At 60.5% G+C, this 15701-nt stretch carries 8 protein-coding genes and 1 riboswitch; of the genes, 2 read left to right on the forward strand and 6 right to left on the reverse strand.

Going from position 1 to position 15701, the window contains the following annotated elements:
- Positions 1–37: 37 nt before the first annotated feature.
- The 5 genes from GKN89_RS14465 to GKN89_RS14485 form a co-directional block, all read right to left on the reverse strand.
- On the reverse strand, positions 38–4885 hold the full coding sequence (locus GKN89_RS14465; RefSeq protein WP_154747255.1) for a hemagglutinin repeat-containing protein: 4848 nt from the start codon (positions 4883–4885) through the stop codon (positions 38–40).
- A 45-nt stretch (positions 4886–4930) separates the two neighbouring features.
- Positions 4931–6610, reverse strand: coding sequence for a ShlB/FhaC/HecB family hemolysin secretion/activation protein (locus GKN89_RS14470; RefSeq protein WP_154747256.1), 1680 nt, complete (start codon positions 6608–6610; stop codon positions 4931–4933).
- Between the two features lie 386 nt (positions 6611–6996).
- Positions 6997–7914: a ketopantoate/pantoate/pantothenate transporter PanS gene (gene panS / locus GKN89_RS14475; RefSeq protein WP_019453239.1), complete on the reverse strand. Its 918-nt coding sequence runs from the start codon at positions 7912–7914 to the stop codon at positions 6997–6999.
- A 145-nt stretch (positions 7915–8059) separates the two neighbouring features.
- Positions 8060–9427 (reverse strand): lysine-sensitive aspartokinase 3, encoded by a 1368-nt coding sequence (gene lysC, locus GKN89_RS14480; RefSeq protein WP_025160141.1) that lies wholly within the window; start codon positions 9425–9427, stop codon positions 8060–8062.
- Between the two features lie 108 nt (positions 9428–9535).
- Positions 9536–9730: riboswitch (Lysine riboswitch) on the reverse strand.
- 52 nt (positions 9731–9782) lie between these two features.
- On the reverse strand, positions 9783–11591 hold the full coding sequence (locus GKN89_RS14485; RefSeq protein ID WP_019453237.1) for a sodium:proton antiporter: 1809 nt from the start codon (positions 11589–11591) through the stop codon (positions 9783–9785).
- Positions 11592–11820: 229 nt separating this feature from the next.
- Here GKN89_RS14485 and pgi point away from each other — a divergent pair, with 229 nt between their 5' ends.
- Positions 11821–13467, forward strand: coding sequence for a glucose-6-phosphate isomerase (gene pgi / locus GKN89_RS14490; RefSeq protein ID WP_063918661.1), 1647 nt, complete (start codon positions 11821–11823; stop codon positions 13465–13467).
- Between the two features lie 61 nt (positions 13468–13528).
- On the opposite strand, the gene GKN89_RS14495 is transcribed toward pgi, so the two are convergent.
- Positions 13529–14965, reverse strand: a complete 1437-nt coding sequence (locus GKN89_RS14495; RefSeq protein ID WP_019453235.1) for a capsule assembly Wzi family protein — start codon at positions 14963–14965, stop codon at positions 13529–13531.
- A gap of 225 nt (positions 14966–15190) precedes the next feature.
- Here GKN89_RS14495 and psiE point away from each other — a divergent pair, with 225 nt between their 5' ends.
- A complete protein-coding gene (psiE, locus tag GKN89_RS14500; protein ID WP_015379238.1) occupies positions 15191–15598 on the forward strand; it encodes a phosphate-starvation-inducible protein PsiE in 408 nt (135 codons plus the stop codon).
- Positions 15599–15701: the final 103 nt, after the last annotated feature.

Below are 15701 nucleotides of genomic sequence, written 5' to 3' on the forward strand. Positions count from 1 at the left end.
CCCCCGGTTTTCCGGGGGCGTTGCGTAGGGGAGTGCGTTATTTGCCGCTGAATACGCCGGCTTTGGCGTCCGCCTGCTGAGTTGAGGCATGGCCGCTGGCGAACGGCACGTTGCCGTCGACGCTTTGCTTCGCCGCGCCGCCTAACAGTCCACCTACCGTGGCCGCCGCATCGACGCGGCCGCCGCCCTGATAACGCTGGCCGCTGACGTCCTGCTGGCTGACCTGGCTACCGCCCAGTTCCACCTTGCCCTGCTGGCTGCGGATTTCGCCGCCGGTCAGTTGGGTTTGGCCGCCGACCTGCAGCGCCACGCCGTGCTTACCGGCAATCGCCGATTGCTCGCCGACCGCATTGTTGTTCACCACGTCGGCATTGACCTTGAGCTGCCCCTGGCGACCCGCTGGCCCGGTGATGCTGTCTTTCACCGCGCCGCCGACGGTGCGTGCGCCGCGATCCCACTGCGGGCCCTGCGGTTTTTCGCCGGCCAGCGTTTCCGGCAGCGTGACTTTGCCGTCAGCCTTGCTGAAGCTGACTGCACCGGTGGTATCCTGCTGCGGATCGAGGCGACGCGCTACGCTGTTGTACTTGTCGGTGGTGGCGTCGGCCACTTTGTTCACCCCGGCTTCCAGTTTCTCTTTCACTTTACCGGCGTAGCGCGGCGTGCCGACCTTCGACAGCTTGGAGGTGATGCTGCTGCCCGGATCGTTGCTGTGGCTCAGACCGGCATCCACATCCACCTTCACGCCTGTCTCGACGTCTTTGCGGCTTTCAACGCGCAGATCGCCGCCCACCTTGCCCTGTACGCTGTCGGCGTCGACGCGTGCGCCGACAAGGCGGGTGTCTTTGCCGCTGTTGAGCGCCACGTCGCCCGCGGTGATACCGGTGTTGGCGTGGGTGGTTTTATCCTGCTGCTCCACGCCGACTTTCAGACCGGCACCCAGCGTGTGGGTGTCTTTGCCGGTGTTCGGATCGACTTTGCCGCCGGCGTCCTTGTTGAAGGTTTGGCCGCCTCTGGCGTTGGCTTTGATACCCAGATTCCAGTTGTCCTTATGCTGCTCGTTCTTGGCGGATTCCAGCAGGATGCCGCCGTTTTTCGCCTCGAGCGCGGCGCTGCCGCCGCTGACTTTGGCCCCCTGCAGATGCAGCGCGTCATCGCCTTTGCCGTTGGCGGACAGGGTGACCTTGCCGTCTGAGGCGATAGTGGCACCCTGGCGCTCGGTCGCGGACTCATTGACCTTGGCGATGTCGAAGGCGCCGCCGGCGGAGAGGCTGCCGCCGGTTTTTTCCTTGCTGTCGCTGCTGCCGGCGCCCAGATCGATATTGCCGGACAGTTTGCTTTCCTTACGCGTTTGGGTCGATTCCGCCGCCTGCAGCGCGACCTTGTTGCCCGCGTTCAGGCTGACGTCGCCCTGGCTCTTGACGTTGGTGCCCTGCAGCGTCAGATCGCGGCCCGCCTTCAGCTCCACGCCCTGGCCGCTGACGTTGCCGACCTGCGCCGTGCTGCTGCTGCTTTCACCGTTGTTGGTGCCGCCGCCGAAACCGGCGCCGAAGTTTTTGCTGTCGGCGGTGAAGCCACCTTTGGCGGACGCTTTGACGTTAAAGCCGCTGTGGTTCTCGCTCTGTTTGTCGCTGGCCTGATCGAAGCGGATATCGCCGCCGGCGTTGACGGCGGTTTTACCGCTGCCGCCGTTCAGCGCGGTACCCTGATAGACCGCGTCTTTTTTCACGTTGACGTTGATGCCGTTGGCCGCGTCGATCGAGCCGGTCACCGCCTGGCTGGTGCTGCTGTTGCTGCGCTGGGTGCCGCCTTCGCCCTTGGCGTCCACGGTCAGATCGCTGCCGGTGGTGGTGTAGACGCGCACGCCGGCGCTGCCGCGGGTGTCGCGGCTCTGCTCGTCCTGACGGTTTGCCGCGGCTTCGCTGCGGTGGCTATCCGCCGTCAGGTTGACCGCGCCTTTGCTCGCCTGGTACTGCGTGCCCTGATCGCGCACTTCGCCTTTGGCATTGATGTCGATGCTGCCGGCTTTCACCGAGCTGACCACCGCCTGCGAGCTGCTGCTGTGTTTTTCGCTGCTGCCGCCCTGTGCGCCGATATCGAGGCCGACGTTAGGCGCGCCGATGCCGCCGATATCATTGATGACGCCGGTGGCGTCCAGCTTGGCCGCTTTGCCGACCGCACGCTCGACCGGACGCGTGACGGCGCTGTAATCGACGTTGGCACCGATATTCACACCGACGTCGGTCTTGTGGGTGGTGCTGCTGTTGCTGTTGGTGGCCGCCAGGTGATCGACACCGGCGGCGTTCTCTTGATAGGTGCCGCCGACGCTGTGCTGCGCGCCTTGCTGGGTCAGCTTGTCGCGGGCGTTGATCGTCAGGTTGCCTTTGACGTCGCTGCCGGACGTGACCGCCTTGCTGCTTTGCGTCTGGGTTTTGCTGTTCTCGTAGCCGGCTTCCACGCCGCTGCCGAGTTTGTCGATGCCGCCGGTGTAATAGAAACCGCCGCCGATCTTGGTTTGCTCGGTGTTTGAGGTCGTTTTGTCGTCGGCCGCCAGGAACGAAACCTTGTTGCCGCTGACGCTGGCGTCGCCTTTGTTGGCCACCAATTGAGAACCGCTGAAGGTCACGTCCTGCTTCGCCTTGAGCTTCACGCTGCCGCCGCTGAGGCCTGAGGCGCTGTTCTCGGTGCGGGTGGTTTTCTCGCTGTCGCTGGTGTGCTCGATGCGCAAACCGGCACGGTACTGCTTGTCACCGGCTTCTTTGGCGTAGCCGTTAACGGTGAGCGCGGTCTTCTGCTCGTCGATTTTCTGCTGCCGCTCGGCGGCCTTGACGTTGATGTTGCCGGTCTTCGACTCGACGCTCAGCTCACCGCCGCTGGCGACCTGGCTGCCGATCACGTCAGCATCCTTGCGGCTGACCAGCGTCAGGTTGGTGTCGGACTTCAGCTCGCTGGCGGTGCTGCTCTGGTAGCTGTTGTCGGCCTTGTGCGAACTGCTGGTGATGTTGAAGGCGGTGCCGGTGCGCGCGTCGATTTTGTCCACGGTGGTGCTCAGCGCGTTGTCGATGCGCAGGCCGCCGTGGGTGGTGGTGACTTCGCCGCCTGTCTGGCCGCGCGCCTTGCTGCCGGTAATGGTGACGCCTTGCTGGCCGTTCAGGCGCAGGGTGCCGCCGCTGGTCAATTCGGAGGCGTGGCTGATCTCGCGGCGATTGCTGTTGTTTTTGTTGTCGCCGCCGCCGATGCCGCCCCAGGAGGTTTTGTCATCGCGCACCGCTTTGGCGTTGGCGGTTTTCTGCACCCCGATCTGAATCTGGTCTTTCGCGTCGATAGTCAGATCGTTGTTGGCATGCAGCCTGGCGCCCTGGGTCGCAACGTTACGGCCGGCTTCCAGCGTCAGTTTACCCTTGTCCTGGCCCTTACCCTCGCTGCGCAGTTCGCTGGCCTTCAGGCTTTCGCTTTCGTCGCTGCTGCTCCATCTGCCGGTGCGCAGGCTGGAGGTGTGGTTGCGCTGGTAGCCGCGCTCGCTGGATTTATCCTTCTCCACCAGCCCGGCAAGGTGTACGTCGCGCGCCGCTTTGACGCTCAGCGCGCGGTCGGCGCTGACATTGGCGCCCAGCAGCTTCACGTCTTCCTGGGTGCTGATGAGTTTGGCGCTGCCGCTGGCGGCGACGGTGCTGCCCGCCTGCTGCAGCTGCTCGCGTTCGCGGGTAACGTCGTATTGCCAGGAGTAGAACCAGCGATCGTCGGTATGGCCTTGCGTCTGCTTCAACTGCTGGCCGTCGAGCGTCAGTTTGCCGCCCTGCAGCGTAATGTCTTTGCCGCGGATATCGGTGGCGGTGAGGTGCGCATGATTATCCGCCACCAGGCTGATGTTCTTGCCTTTCAGCTCGGTGCGGGTCAGCCTCTGGCTGCTGCTGCGATCGTTGACGTAGATGCCGCCACGGTAATTTTGATAGTTATCGCCGCCGTTTTTGTTGCTGCTGGCGTCGTCGACGCGGCTTTCGCTGCGGATATCATAGGCTTTCACCTTGAGTTCATCGCCGGCGTTCAACGAGCCGGCCAACTTCACGCCGCTGCCCTGCGCGGTGTTGATGATGTTGATGCGCCCGGCCTGCATGCTGCCGAGGTAGTAGCTGTCCAACGCGGTCGGCATCTGTTGGCTGGCCTGCACCGTGCCGTCGCGCGCTACCCGGTTAAGACCGCTGATGGCATTGATCGTCGCCGAGGTCACCTTACCATCCGAATGCTTGAAATCTTGCACGATCACTTCGCCGCGGCTGTCGATCTTCGGTGCGATCAGATCCAGTACGCCGCCGGCGTTCAGGGTGCCATTGAGGCTCAGGGTGTTGCGGTTGCCGAAGGTGCTGTAGCCCTGCAGCACGCCGTTTTCCACCAGCGGGTTGCCGACCACCAGTGAGGAGTGGCTGGTATTGATGAACCCGCAGCCCTGACAGCTGATGCCGTTCGGGTTGGCCAGCACGTAGTCGGCCGCCATGCCGAAGATCTCTTGCTGGCCATGCAGCAGCGACGGGTTACGGCCGATCACCTCGTTGAGGATCACGCTGGCTTCGCGTCCGGCTGCTTTCAGGTTAGCGTTGGCGTCCAACTGGCCCGCCAGCTGCGACAGTCCCGCCTCGCGGGAGTTGTTCAGCACCGCGCCGGGCTGGTTGACGTTGAAGTCCTGATATTGGTTGTGCGACAGCCCGTTGCCGTTCGGCGCGACGATATCGACCACCTGCGCGCCGGTGGCGGCGGTAGAGACGCCGGGGCCGTTGGCGCCGTTGGCCGCAACGATCTCTGCGGCGTAGGCGCCGGTGGAAGCGGCGAGAATAATCGCCAGCGCGGCGGCCAGTTTGCCTGCCGCCGAAAGTCTGAAGTTATTATTTTTCATCCATGTATCTCCGTATGTTGCCGTGGGGTCCTGCAAAACTGTTGATTAAAAGGTGTAAGAAAAGCGGGCCAACACCTGAACGGGATCTTCCGGCGTAGCGTGGTTAGACAAAATCCAGCCGCGGCTGACTTCGAGATCGACCAGCGCTCGCTGATAACGCAATGTGGCGCCGGTGCTTATACCGGCGCTGCTGCGCCAGCCTGAGTTGTCCTGACGCGGCAGAATGCGGCCGACGTCGGCGCCGAGGCGCGGCGTCAGCGTGGTGGCGCCCAGATTGAAATTGCGAGACAGCGTATTTTGCAGATACCAGCCGTTGTCGCCGGACTGGGTGCTGCGGCTGAAGCCGCGTACGGCGCTGCGATCGGTGAGGCTCAGCCACTCCACGCCGGGCAGCGGGTCACGGCTGTATTGACCGTAGAACAGGTTGTTGAGCTGATAGGTGGCGTCGCCCAGCCTGAGGCGCTGGCTGAGGTTGGCGAACAGCTTGCCCTTGGTGAACTGGCTGTCGAGGTGCACCGAACTCGGGTGGCGGCCGGCCCCCAGCCACGGCATCCCCTGCTCGACGCTGAGGTTGGCGCTGAACACGCCATTGGGCAGAATTTGCAGGTGGCTGGCGCTCAGTTCGGCCAGGGTCAGCGTTGGGCTGCTGACCTCAAGGCGCACGCTTTCGAAGTAGTTGTCGATGCGCTTATAGGTCAGTTGGCCGCTCAGGCTGTCTATCTGATCGTGATCGCGATAAAACACGTAGTCGCTGCGCAGCCCGTACTGTTGGGTCTGGCCGTGCAGTTTGACCACGTTGTGCTGCAGCTGCTGGTGGTTCTCATAGGACGAGAAGCTGGCGAACCCGCTAAAGGTGAAGGCGCCGTACGGCAGCGAGTAGAGCAGGGTATAGGCGCGACTGTAGCGGTGAGCCGGGTTTTCCAGCGTGCTGTTGGCGTTCAGGCTGACGAAGTCCGACAGGCCGAACGGGCTGTCCAGCGTGGCGGTGGCGCGCGCCAGCCACTGGCCGGTACTTTTCTGGCCGTAATTATCCGTACCGGCGGTAATCAACCAGGGTTTGGCGTGTTGATTGCGTAAACGAATTACCGAGCCGCCGACCTGGCGGCCGGGTAATATATCCAGCTTGGTGGTATTCGATTGCAAACGATTGGCCTGATCCAATCCCTGGTCGAGTTCGGTTAATTTCAACGGCTTGCCTTCCAGGCCCGGAAATAATAACCGGCTATTGACCCAGCGATCGCCGCCTTCTATTTTTTCGATAAATCCTTCCGTCACGCTTAGCCCCAATTCCCCCTGTGAATTAGGGCGAACAATTTGTACGCGCGCGGTGATATACCCTTTTTGCACATAAAGACGCGTTAATTCGCGGGTCAGGCGATTGATATCGTTACTGCTGATGCAGTTTTCCGGCAGCGCGCTCAGCGCAGATAAATCGCCCGGCGAGAGCAGGGTAATGCCCTGCAGATAAACGCCGGCGATCGGCAGGCACTGAGCGGACTGCGGCAGTGCGGGCGCGGCCGGTTCCGGCTCCGCCAGCAAGCGCTGCTGCTTCAGCTGCTGGTAGCGGCGCTGCTCGATCAAATGATTGACTTCACGCGTGCTGTCTTGCAACGCGCGCCGTGATTCCCCCATCGACATGTCCATCATCATATGGGAGTCCGGCAAGGTTTCGGCGGAAAGGGCCGTGCTGACCAGCAGTGTCAATGCGGTGATTTTTTTTATCATTGTAATCCATTCTGAGAGGCCGCCGGGGCAGCCAGCCCAATCCATGAGGTTAACCACGGGCGGCCGACGGCCGGCCCGAAATAATGAGCGACATGCACATTGCGAGGTATCTTGATTTGCCGCAGCAAATAAGACGGTGGGTATAGATCTAAATAATAATTAGGCTGCTCATTTTTTGGCGGGCAACCCTGGTGACTTAATTAATTAAAAAAAGTAGAACGTCTCTTCCTGTTACCAACATTATCGGCATGGATAGGAAGAATCTGAATTTTTATTTTCCACGGATGATAGGGGATGAAGGGAATTATGACAATCCGACCAGTGGCAAATACGAAATTTCGCAGAGCAGAGTGGGGACGCAAATGTTTGCGTCCCCCACAGGCGGTTTATTTTTTCTTGATAGGGCGGCCGGACCAATAGCCCGCCAGCAGCGAACCGGAGAGATTGTGCCATACCGAGAACAGCGCGCCCGGCAGCGCGGCCAGCGGTGAGAAGTAAATTTTACCCAGCGTAGCCGCCAGCCCGGAGTTCTGCATTCCGACTTCGATCGCCAGCGTGCGGCAGGTGGACTCATCGAAACCGAACAGTTTACCGCCCCAGTAGCCGCTCAGCAGACCGATGCCGTTGTGCAGGATCACCGCGATGATAACGACCAGGCCGACCGAGGCGATGTGGCTTTGACTGCCCGCCACCACCGCGCTGATGATCGCCAGGATGCATACCATAGACAGCGCCGGCAGCAGCGGCTCGATGCGCTTCACCACCTTGGTCAGGGTATGGTGGACGATCAGGCCCAGGCCGATCGGGATCACCACGATCTGCAGGATGCTCAGCAGCATGCCCATGATATCGACGCTGATCTCGGCGTCGACGTACAGACGGGTCAACAGCGGCGTGGCGAACACGCCCACCAGCGTTGAGACCGCCGAAATGGTCACCGACAGCGCCACGTCGCCCTTGGCCAAATAGATCATCACGTTGGAGGCGGTGCCGCTGGCCACGCTGCCCACCAGCACCATACCGGCGGACAGATCCGGCGGCATGCGGAACAGCATCGCCAGGATCCAGGCCGCCAGCGGCATGATCAGATAGTGCAGGAAGATGCCGGCTGCCACCGGACCGGGGCGCGCCAGCACCCGTTTAAAGTCATCCAGCCGCAGCGTGACGCCCATGGCGAACATGATCAGCATCAGCAACGGGCTGACGTAGGGGCCGATGCCGGTAAAGGTGGTCGGCGTGTAATAAGCGGCGACGGACAGCAGTATCGCCCACAGGGGGAATAAGCGCGTGAATAGTGCCAGCATGCAGGTTTTCCTTAGCCAGATTGAGAACGATGGGTGTGGTTGTGTTTTTTATTGCGGGTTCAACATGCTGAACCCCTGCAGGTTTTGAACGGATTTTTTAGACGCAGGGGCGCAGCGTGCTGCGCCCGCAATCAGGGGTAATGACTTATTCGAACAGGTTGTGGTGCAGGGCGCGCACCACCTGCTCGGCTTCTTCGCCCGGTACCAGGAAGCACAGGTTATAGCTGCTGGCGCCGTAGCAGATCATGCGGATATTGAACGGATCGAGCACGCCGAACACCTCTTTGCCGACGCCGCAGGCCCGCGACAGCTGGTTGCCGATGATCGCCACCAGCGCCAGATTCTCTTCCACCTCCACCCGACACAGCGACGACAGCTCGGTCAGCAGCGAAGTCGTCAGCAGACTGGCGCCGGCGGAGGTGGAGCCGGTGGTGTCCATGGTCAGCGCGATGCTGACTTCCGAGGTGGTGATCAGATCGACGGAGATATTGTGGCGCGCCAGAATGTTGAACACCTCGGCCAGGAAACCGCGTGCGTGCAGCATGTTCAGGCTGTGCAGCGTCAGCAGCGTTTGCTTGCGGCGCAACGCCAGCGCGCGGAACAGCGGCGGATTCTCGGTGGTGTTGCACACCAGCGTGCCGCCGGCCGCCGGATCCTTGCTGGAGCCGACGAACACCGGAATGTCGCTGCGCACCGCCGGCAGCAGGGTGGCCGGATGCAGCACTTTGGCACCGAAGGTGGCCATTTCCGCCGCCTCTTCGAAACCGATTTTGTCGATGCGCTTGGCCGCCGGCACCACGCGCGGATCGGTGGTGTAGATGCCCGGCACGTCGGTCCAGATATCCACCCGGCTGACGCCGAGGGCTTCGCCGAGCAGCGCGGCGGTATAGTCGCTGCCGCCGCGGCCGAGCGTGGTGGTGCGGCCTTTCGGCTCGCTGCCGATAAAGCCCTGGGTGACCACCAGCGCTTCCTGCAGGCGCGGCAGCAATTGCGCCTGAGCCAGTTCGCTGAGCGCGGCGCTGTCCGGCACGGCGCGGCCGAAGTGATCGTCGGTGCGCATCACTTTACGCACGTCGAACCATTCGGCCTGCACGTTGCGGGCGCGCAGGATTTCAACGAACAGCAGGGTGGACATCAGCTCCCCATGGCTGACCAGCTCATCGGTCAACGCCGTCGAGGTGGCCAGCGACGCGGCCTCCGACAGCATGGCGATGTTTTCCAGCAGGCGGTCGATCTCGTCGCGGATCACCGCCGGCGCCGTGAGGCGATCGAGGATGGCGTACTGGATGCGGCGAATTTCATCAAGCTGGTAGTTGCGCTTGTCGGCCTCGCAACCCTCGGCCAGGGCGACCAACAGGTTGGTGACGCCCGCCGAAGCGGACAACACCACCAGGCGCACCTGTGGGTTGGCCAGCACGACGTCGGCGCTGCGGTTCATGGCTTCAAAGTCGGCGACGCTGGTGCCGCCGAACTTGGCCACCACGGTGGAATTCTGGGGTACTGCTTGGTTCATGTAGAAACCTCGTGTCAGGGATGCCCGTTTGGGGGCACTGTAATTCCATAGCCTTGGCACAAGGGGAGAGCGGTAAACAGGGGGCAGGCGTAGAGGTCAGGCTACGATACACCCAGAAGCGCCCCACCTTGTCGATCGCCCTGTGGGCGATCCCCTGGTGACAACCCAGGGGATTCAGCCCCTGTAGTCGATACGATAATGGCCGGCCATTACCCTACCTCGGCGTCGCTCCCCCTCGGGTGCCGTCAACGGAGAAACGGCTCCTCTGACACTCTACCTGGGCGACGCGCCTCTTCTGGCTTGCGCACCGGGTGCGCAAGTAGGCTGTTAGGAATAGCCGGTTATCGCCATTCTGTCAACGTACAGACGTTGAGGGATTTTCATCTTGTACCAGCGCGATAAGCGTACAGGGCATCGCGGGCGTGGAACCGGCGCCAATCGGTTGCAGAGAACCGTCTTCCTTTTGGCTGAATAACGGAATAACGCCCTGATGTTTCTCCAAATACTCCAGCCAACCGAAATTTTCGTTCAATTTGGTCGCCTTGATGGTGGCGCCTCTGGCGAGCAGGCTGCTCAGGCGGCCGTAGGTGGCTTCTTGATTAAATAAAATTTCATGTCGGCGAAAACGCGAACTTTCCGCGCTGGCGCCGCGTCCTTTCAACGGCGCCCCCGAACGGATGGCGAACACGTGATCCTCGCCGAAGAGGTGACCGAAGTGATAAACCGCCAGCGCGTTTTGGTGGCGATTCGGCGACAGCGCCAGCACCTGGGCGATATTGCTCAGATCGAGATAGTTCTCGGCGTGTTCGGAGTAGGCGTGGCCATAGTAGGCCGGAATGCCTTCCATGCGCGCCTGACGGTAATATTCCCAGCTGCTGTCGGTGACGATCACCGGCACGTTCAGCTTGATCAGCGCCTGCGCCAGCATGCGCGCCACGCTGTTGGCGCCGACGATCAGCACGCCGCGCGGTTTCTGCTGCTGCACGCGCAGCCAGCGCGCCATCATGCTGCTGGTCAGGCTTTGCAGCACCACGGTGCCGATGATGATGGCGAACACTACGGTTACCAGCCGGTCGGCGCCTTGATAACCGCTGCGCTGCAGCGTCAGCGCAAACAGCGAGCTGACCGCCGCGGCGACGATGCCGCGCGGGGCTATCCAGCACAGCAGCAGCCTATCGCGCCAGTGCAGGGAAGAGCGCCAGGTCGACACCGCGATGCACAGCGGCCGGGCTATGAACTGCACCGCCAGCAGCAGCAAAAGCAGCGGCCACCCCATGTTCCACAGCGCCTGGATGTCGAGCCGCGCCGCCAGAATGATGAACAGCGCCGAGATCAGGATCGCCGACAGCTCCTCTTTGAACGCCAGAATATCGCTGGTGTCCACGTCGCGCATGTTGGCCAGCCAGATGCCCATCACCGTGACGGTCAACAGGCCGGATTCGTCGGCGATGGCGTTGGACACGCCGAAGGCGGTCAGCATAATAGCCAGCACCGCCAGGTTCTGCAGGTAGCGCGGCAGCCAGACGCGACGCAGCGCCAGGCCGAGCAGGTAGCCGAACAGCGCGCCGGCGATAAGCCCGACGGCGGCGGTCACGCCCAGCGTCCAAAACAGGTGGGTATAAGATTCGGCATTCTGCTTCAGCACGATGAACTCGAACACCAGCAGGGTGAAGATGGCACCGACCGGATCGATGACGATCCCTTCCCAGCGCAGCACCTGGTTAATGTTGGCGTTCGGCCGCACCACGCGCATCAGCGGGGCGATCACCGTCGGCCCGGTTACCACCGTCACCGCGCCGATCAGCGCCGCCAGCTCCGGCGGGAAATCCAGCAGCCACCAGCTGGCGAGGCTGATGACCAGAAAGGTGACCAGCATGCCGACGGTGACCAGGTTGCGCACCACGCCGCCGAGGCCGCGTATCTCCTCGAAACGCAGCGTCAGCGCTCCCTCGAACAGGATGATTGCCACCGACAGTGACACCAGCGGAAACAGCAGATCGCCGAACAGCAGATCCGGCTGCACCAGATGCACCGTTGGGCCGAGCACGATGCCGAACAGCAACAGCGGCAAAATGGCCGGCAGGCGCAGCAACCAGGCCAGCCACTGCGCCAGCAGCGACGCCAGACCGATAAGCACCAACATGAGCGGGGCGGATAATTCCATAAGCGAGATCCCTTTCAAATGACGAAATGAGCAACGATGACACAGCCTGATGACAATTCGGCAACCCCGATAACAGGCCGTTAGCCAAAAGTATAGAGTGAAAGCTGAAACGAGGCGGCAATGCGTTGACAGTTAGCGCCTATCGCAAGAAAAGAGATCATAATCACAGTCGAACAGGCTACAATCGGACAAACGCGTCATTTTTATTCTCAAGCCTAAGAGTGTTGCTATGAAAAATATCAATCCTAGTCAAACCGCTGCTTGGCAAGCCCTGCAGCAACATTATGCACAGATGAAAGACGTACGGATCGCCGACCTGTTCGCCCAGGACAGCGATCGTTTCTCCAGGTTCTCCGCGACCTTCAACGACCAAATGTTGGTGGACTATTCCAAGAACCGTATCACGCAGGAAACCCTGGAGAAGCTGCAGGCGCTGGCGAAAGAAACCGATCTGCACGGCGCCATCAAATCGATGTTTGCCGGTGAGAAAATCAACCGCACCGAAGATCGCGCGGTGCTGCACATAGCCCTGCGCAACCGCAGCAACAGCCCGATCCTGGTCGACGGCAAAGACGTGATGCCGGAAGTGAACGCGGTATTGGCCAAGATCAAACAGTTCTGCGCGCGCGTCATCGGCGGCGAGTGGAAAGGCTACACCGGCAAGCCGATCACCGACGTGGTGAACATCGGCATCGGCGGTTCGGATCTCGGCCCTTACATGGTGACCGAAGCGCTGCGCCCGTATAAAAACCACCTGAACATGCACTTCGTCTCCAACGTTGACGGCACCCACATCGCCGAAACGCTGCAGCCGCTGAACCCGGAAACCACGCTGTTCCTGGTGGCCTCCAAAACCTTCACCACCCAGGAAACCATGACCAACGCCCACAGCGCGCGCGACTGGTTCCTGAGCAGCGCCGTCGATCAACAGCACGTGGCCAAGCACTTCGCCGCGCTGTCTACCAACGGCAAAGCGGTGGCTGAGTTCGGCATCGATACCGACAACATGTTCGAGTTCTGGGACTGGGTCGGTGGCCGTTACTCCCTGTGGTCGGCGATCGGTCTGTCGATCGCGCTGTCCATCGGTTATGACAACTTCGAGCAGTTGCTGAGCGGCGCGCACGCCATGGATAAGCACTTCGCCGAGACGCCGGCGGAGAAAAACCTGCCGGTGCTGCTGGCGCTGATCGGCATCTGGTACAACAACTTCTTCGGTGCCGAAACCGAAGCCATTCTGCCGTACGATCAGTACATGCACCGTTTTGCCGCTTACTTCCAGCAGGGCAACATGGAGTCCAACGGCAAGTACGTCGATCGCAACGGCAACCCGGTGGATTACCAGACCGGCCCTATCATCTGGGGCGAGCCGGGCACCAACGGCCAGCACGCGTTCTACCAGCTGATCCACCAGGGCACCAAGCTGGTGCCGTGCGATTTCATCGCGCCGGCCATCAGCCACAACCCGCTGGGCGATCATCACGCCAAACTGCTGTCCAACTTCTTCGCGCAGACCGAAGCGCTGGCGTTCGGCAAATCGCTGGAGGTGGTGGAAGCCGAGTTCGCGGCGCAGGGTAAAACCCCTGAGCAGGTCAAGCATGTGGCGCCGTTCAAAGTGTTTGAAGGCAACCGCCCGACCAACTCGATCCTGCTGCGCGAAATCACGCCGTTCAGCTTGGGCAGCCTGATCGCGCTGTACGAGCACAAGATCTTCACCCAGGGCGCGATCCTGAACATCTTCACCTTCGATCAGTGGGGCGTGGAGCTGGGCAAACAGCTGGCTAACCGTATCCTGCCTGAACTGGCGGGCAGCGAGAAAATCAGCAGCCACGACAGCTCGACCAATGCGCTGATCAACCGCTTCAAGGAATGGCGTTAAGCGACTGAGTTGAAGCCAATAAAAAACCCGCCGCGGCGGGTTTTTTTACGTCTGCAGAAAATTACAGGTTGATCGGCACTTCGAAGCTGACGCCCGCGCCAACGTCATCGGCGGTGCTGTGATCGTTGTCGGTGTACCACAGGCTGGTGTCGAACTTAACCTGCGACGGGAAGGTGTAACCCCAGCCGACCTGAATGCCCTTCAGCGTATCGGATTTCGGGAATGCCTTGTTGATGCTTTGGCTCAGCGGGTTCACCTTGGCGTATACCAGACGGGTGCTCCAACGCTGGCTGTCGTCCAACACCAACTCGACGCGGCCGGACAACATCTGGCCGTCGCCGCCCATGGCGTGGCCCAGCGGATAACCTTGTTGGTAATAGCCGCCTTTGTAAACGTAGTGGTTGTACACATAGTTTTTACGGCTCATATCCGAACGGGTGTCTGACCCTTCGATATACCAGTTGATGGTGGTCGGGCCCCATTCCGGGTGGCCTTCCAACCCGAGCAGATAGGTGTTTTGCGACGGCAGATAGCCTGCCTCATCTTCGCCCACCAACTGGCCGTACAGGCTGACCGGCATGCCGATCAACGGCTGCATTTTCAGCTTGAAGTCGAAGCCGGCGAGCTGGTTGCCCGGATCATCACCTCTGCCGGAATCATCATTATCACGGCCGCTAACGCCTTTCCAGAACGAACTCCAGGATTGTGGCCGGCCTTCCCCACCCCACTGCATGACGCGCGATGCGCCCAGCTCCAGGAAATCGGTCGGCATCATGGTGAAGCGGGCGCCGATCAGTTTGGTGTGTGGTACGGAACTGTACTGTGACAGCTGGCCGGCGGTCAGCTGGTATTGCCAGCGGCCGATCCACGACAGCCACGGGGTTTCAAACGGCGATTGATCGGCGCGCTGCAGCATAAAGCCCGCCACCGGGCGTGCGGCGTCGGAACGGATCAGGCTGCCGTCGTAGCCAGGGCCCCACCACTGGGAAACTTCGCCGAAGGAGAGCCACTGGTTCCAGATTTTCACCGCGCCGTAGGAGCCGTTCATATTGAATTTGGAGCCGTCGCTGACGCGCTGGTCGCCTTCCACCGAGCCCTGCAGACGTACGTCCCAGAACTCGCCGTTGGCGCCGGCGCCGATGGTCAGGCGATCGTCGGCGTACTCATTTTGGCCGAAGCCCTGCGGGGTACCGGGCTTATCCGTCGAAGCGTAACCGCTGACGCGGATGTTGGCTTTCAAGGCATCGACACGGCGCTGCACGCGATCGATGACGTTTTTCTCGGTATTGGTGACCGGCTTGGCCTGCGCGATAACGGAACTGATCTCTTCCTGACTCAGCGGCCAGGTGGACAGGCTGACGTTGATGACGCCACGGTCAGACAGCCAGGCGAGATCGTTACGCAGATCGTTGTCAGGGGTTACCAGGCCGGCGGCGTGGCCGGACAATGCACAGGTAAACAGGCCCGCAGCGACCAGTCCGTTAAGTTTAGCGCGCATAAAGAATTCCCTTGTTAATTCGAGGTTATTGGTTTTATGTAAAGATCTCTGTGACCCATGATAGTTGACATTTCGATTTGCTACAAATCTATAAGCCAGAAACATCTTATTATAACTTTATGAATTAAATGGGGTTTAAAGTGCTTTCGCACGGGGCATGATTTTTAAGACAATGCCTATATTGGCACGGTTGAATCATATTAGCGGTATTCAGAGAGAGGTTTTATGGCAAAAACGTCGCGTTCGATCATGATAGCGAAAGGGCTGCAGCGGGTGCTGAACGTAGGCTTGCTGCTGCTGGCGGCAATTCTGGTGGTGTTTCTGGTCAAGGAGACCATTCACCTGGCGAAGGTGCTCTTTATCAATAGCGAAGAGTCTTCTTCATACCTGTTGATTGAAGGCATCGTGATTTATTTCTTGTACTTTGAATTTATCGCCTTGATCGTCAAGTATTTTGAGTCGGGTTATCATTTCCCGCTGCGCTATTTTATTTATATCGGCATTACCGCGATTATTCGTTTGATTATCGTGGATCACAAGAATCCCATCGATACCCTGATCTACGCCGCGGCGATATTGGTGCTGGTGGTGACGCTCTATCTGGCCAACACCGATCGGCTGAAACGGGAATAGCGGAGATAAAAATGGCGGCCAATGGCCGCCAAAGACACAGGATATAATTACCCGTCGTCTTTCAAGCTACAGCGTTGTTGACTGCACTCGCTAGCTGTAACTT

This window comes from Serratia sp. YC16 (assembly GCF_009707615.1).
In the GTDB taxonomy this organism is placed as follows: Bacteria; Pseudomonadota; Gammaproteobacteria; order Enterobacterales; family Enterobacteriaceae; genus Serratia; species Serratia surfactantfaciens.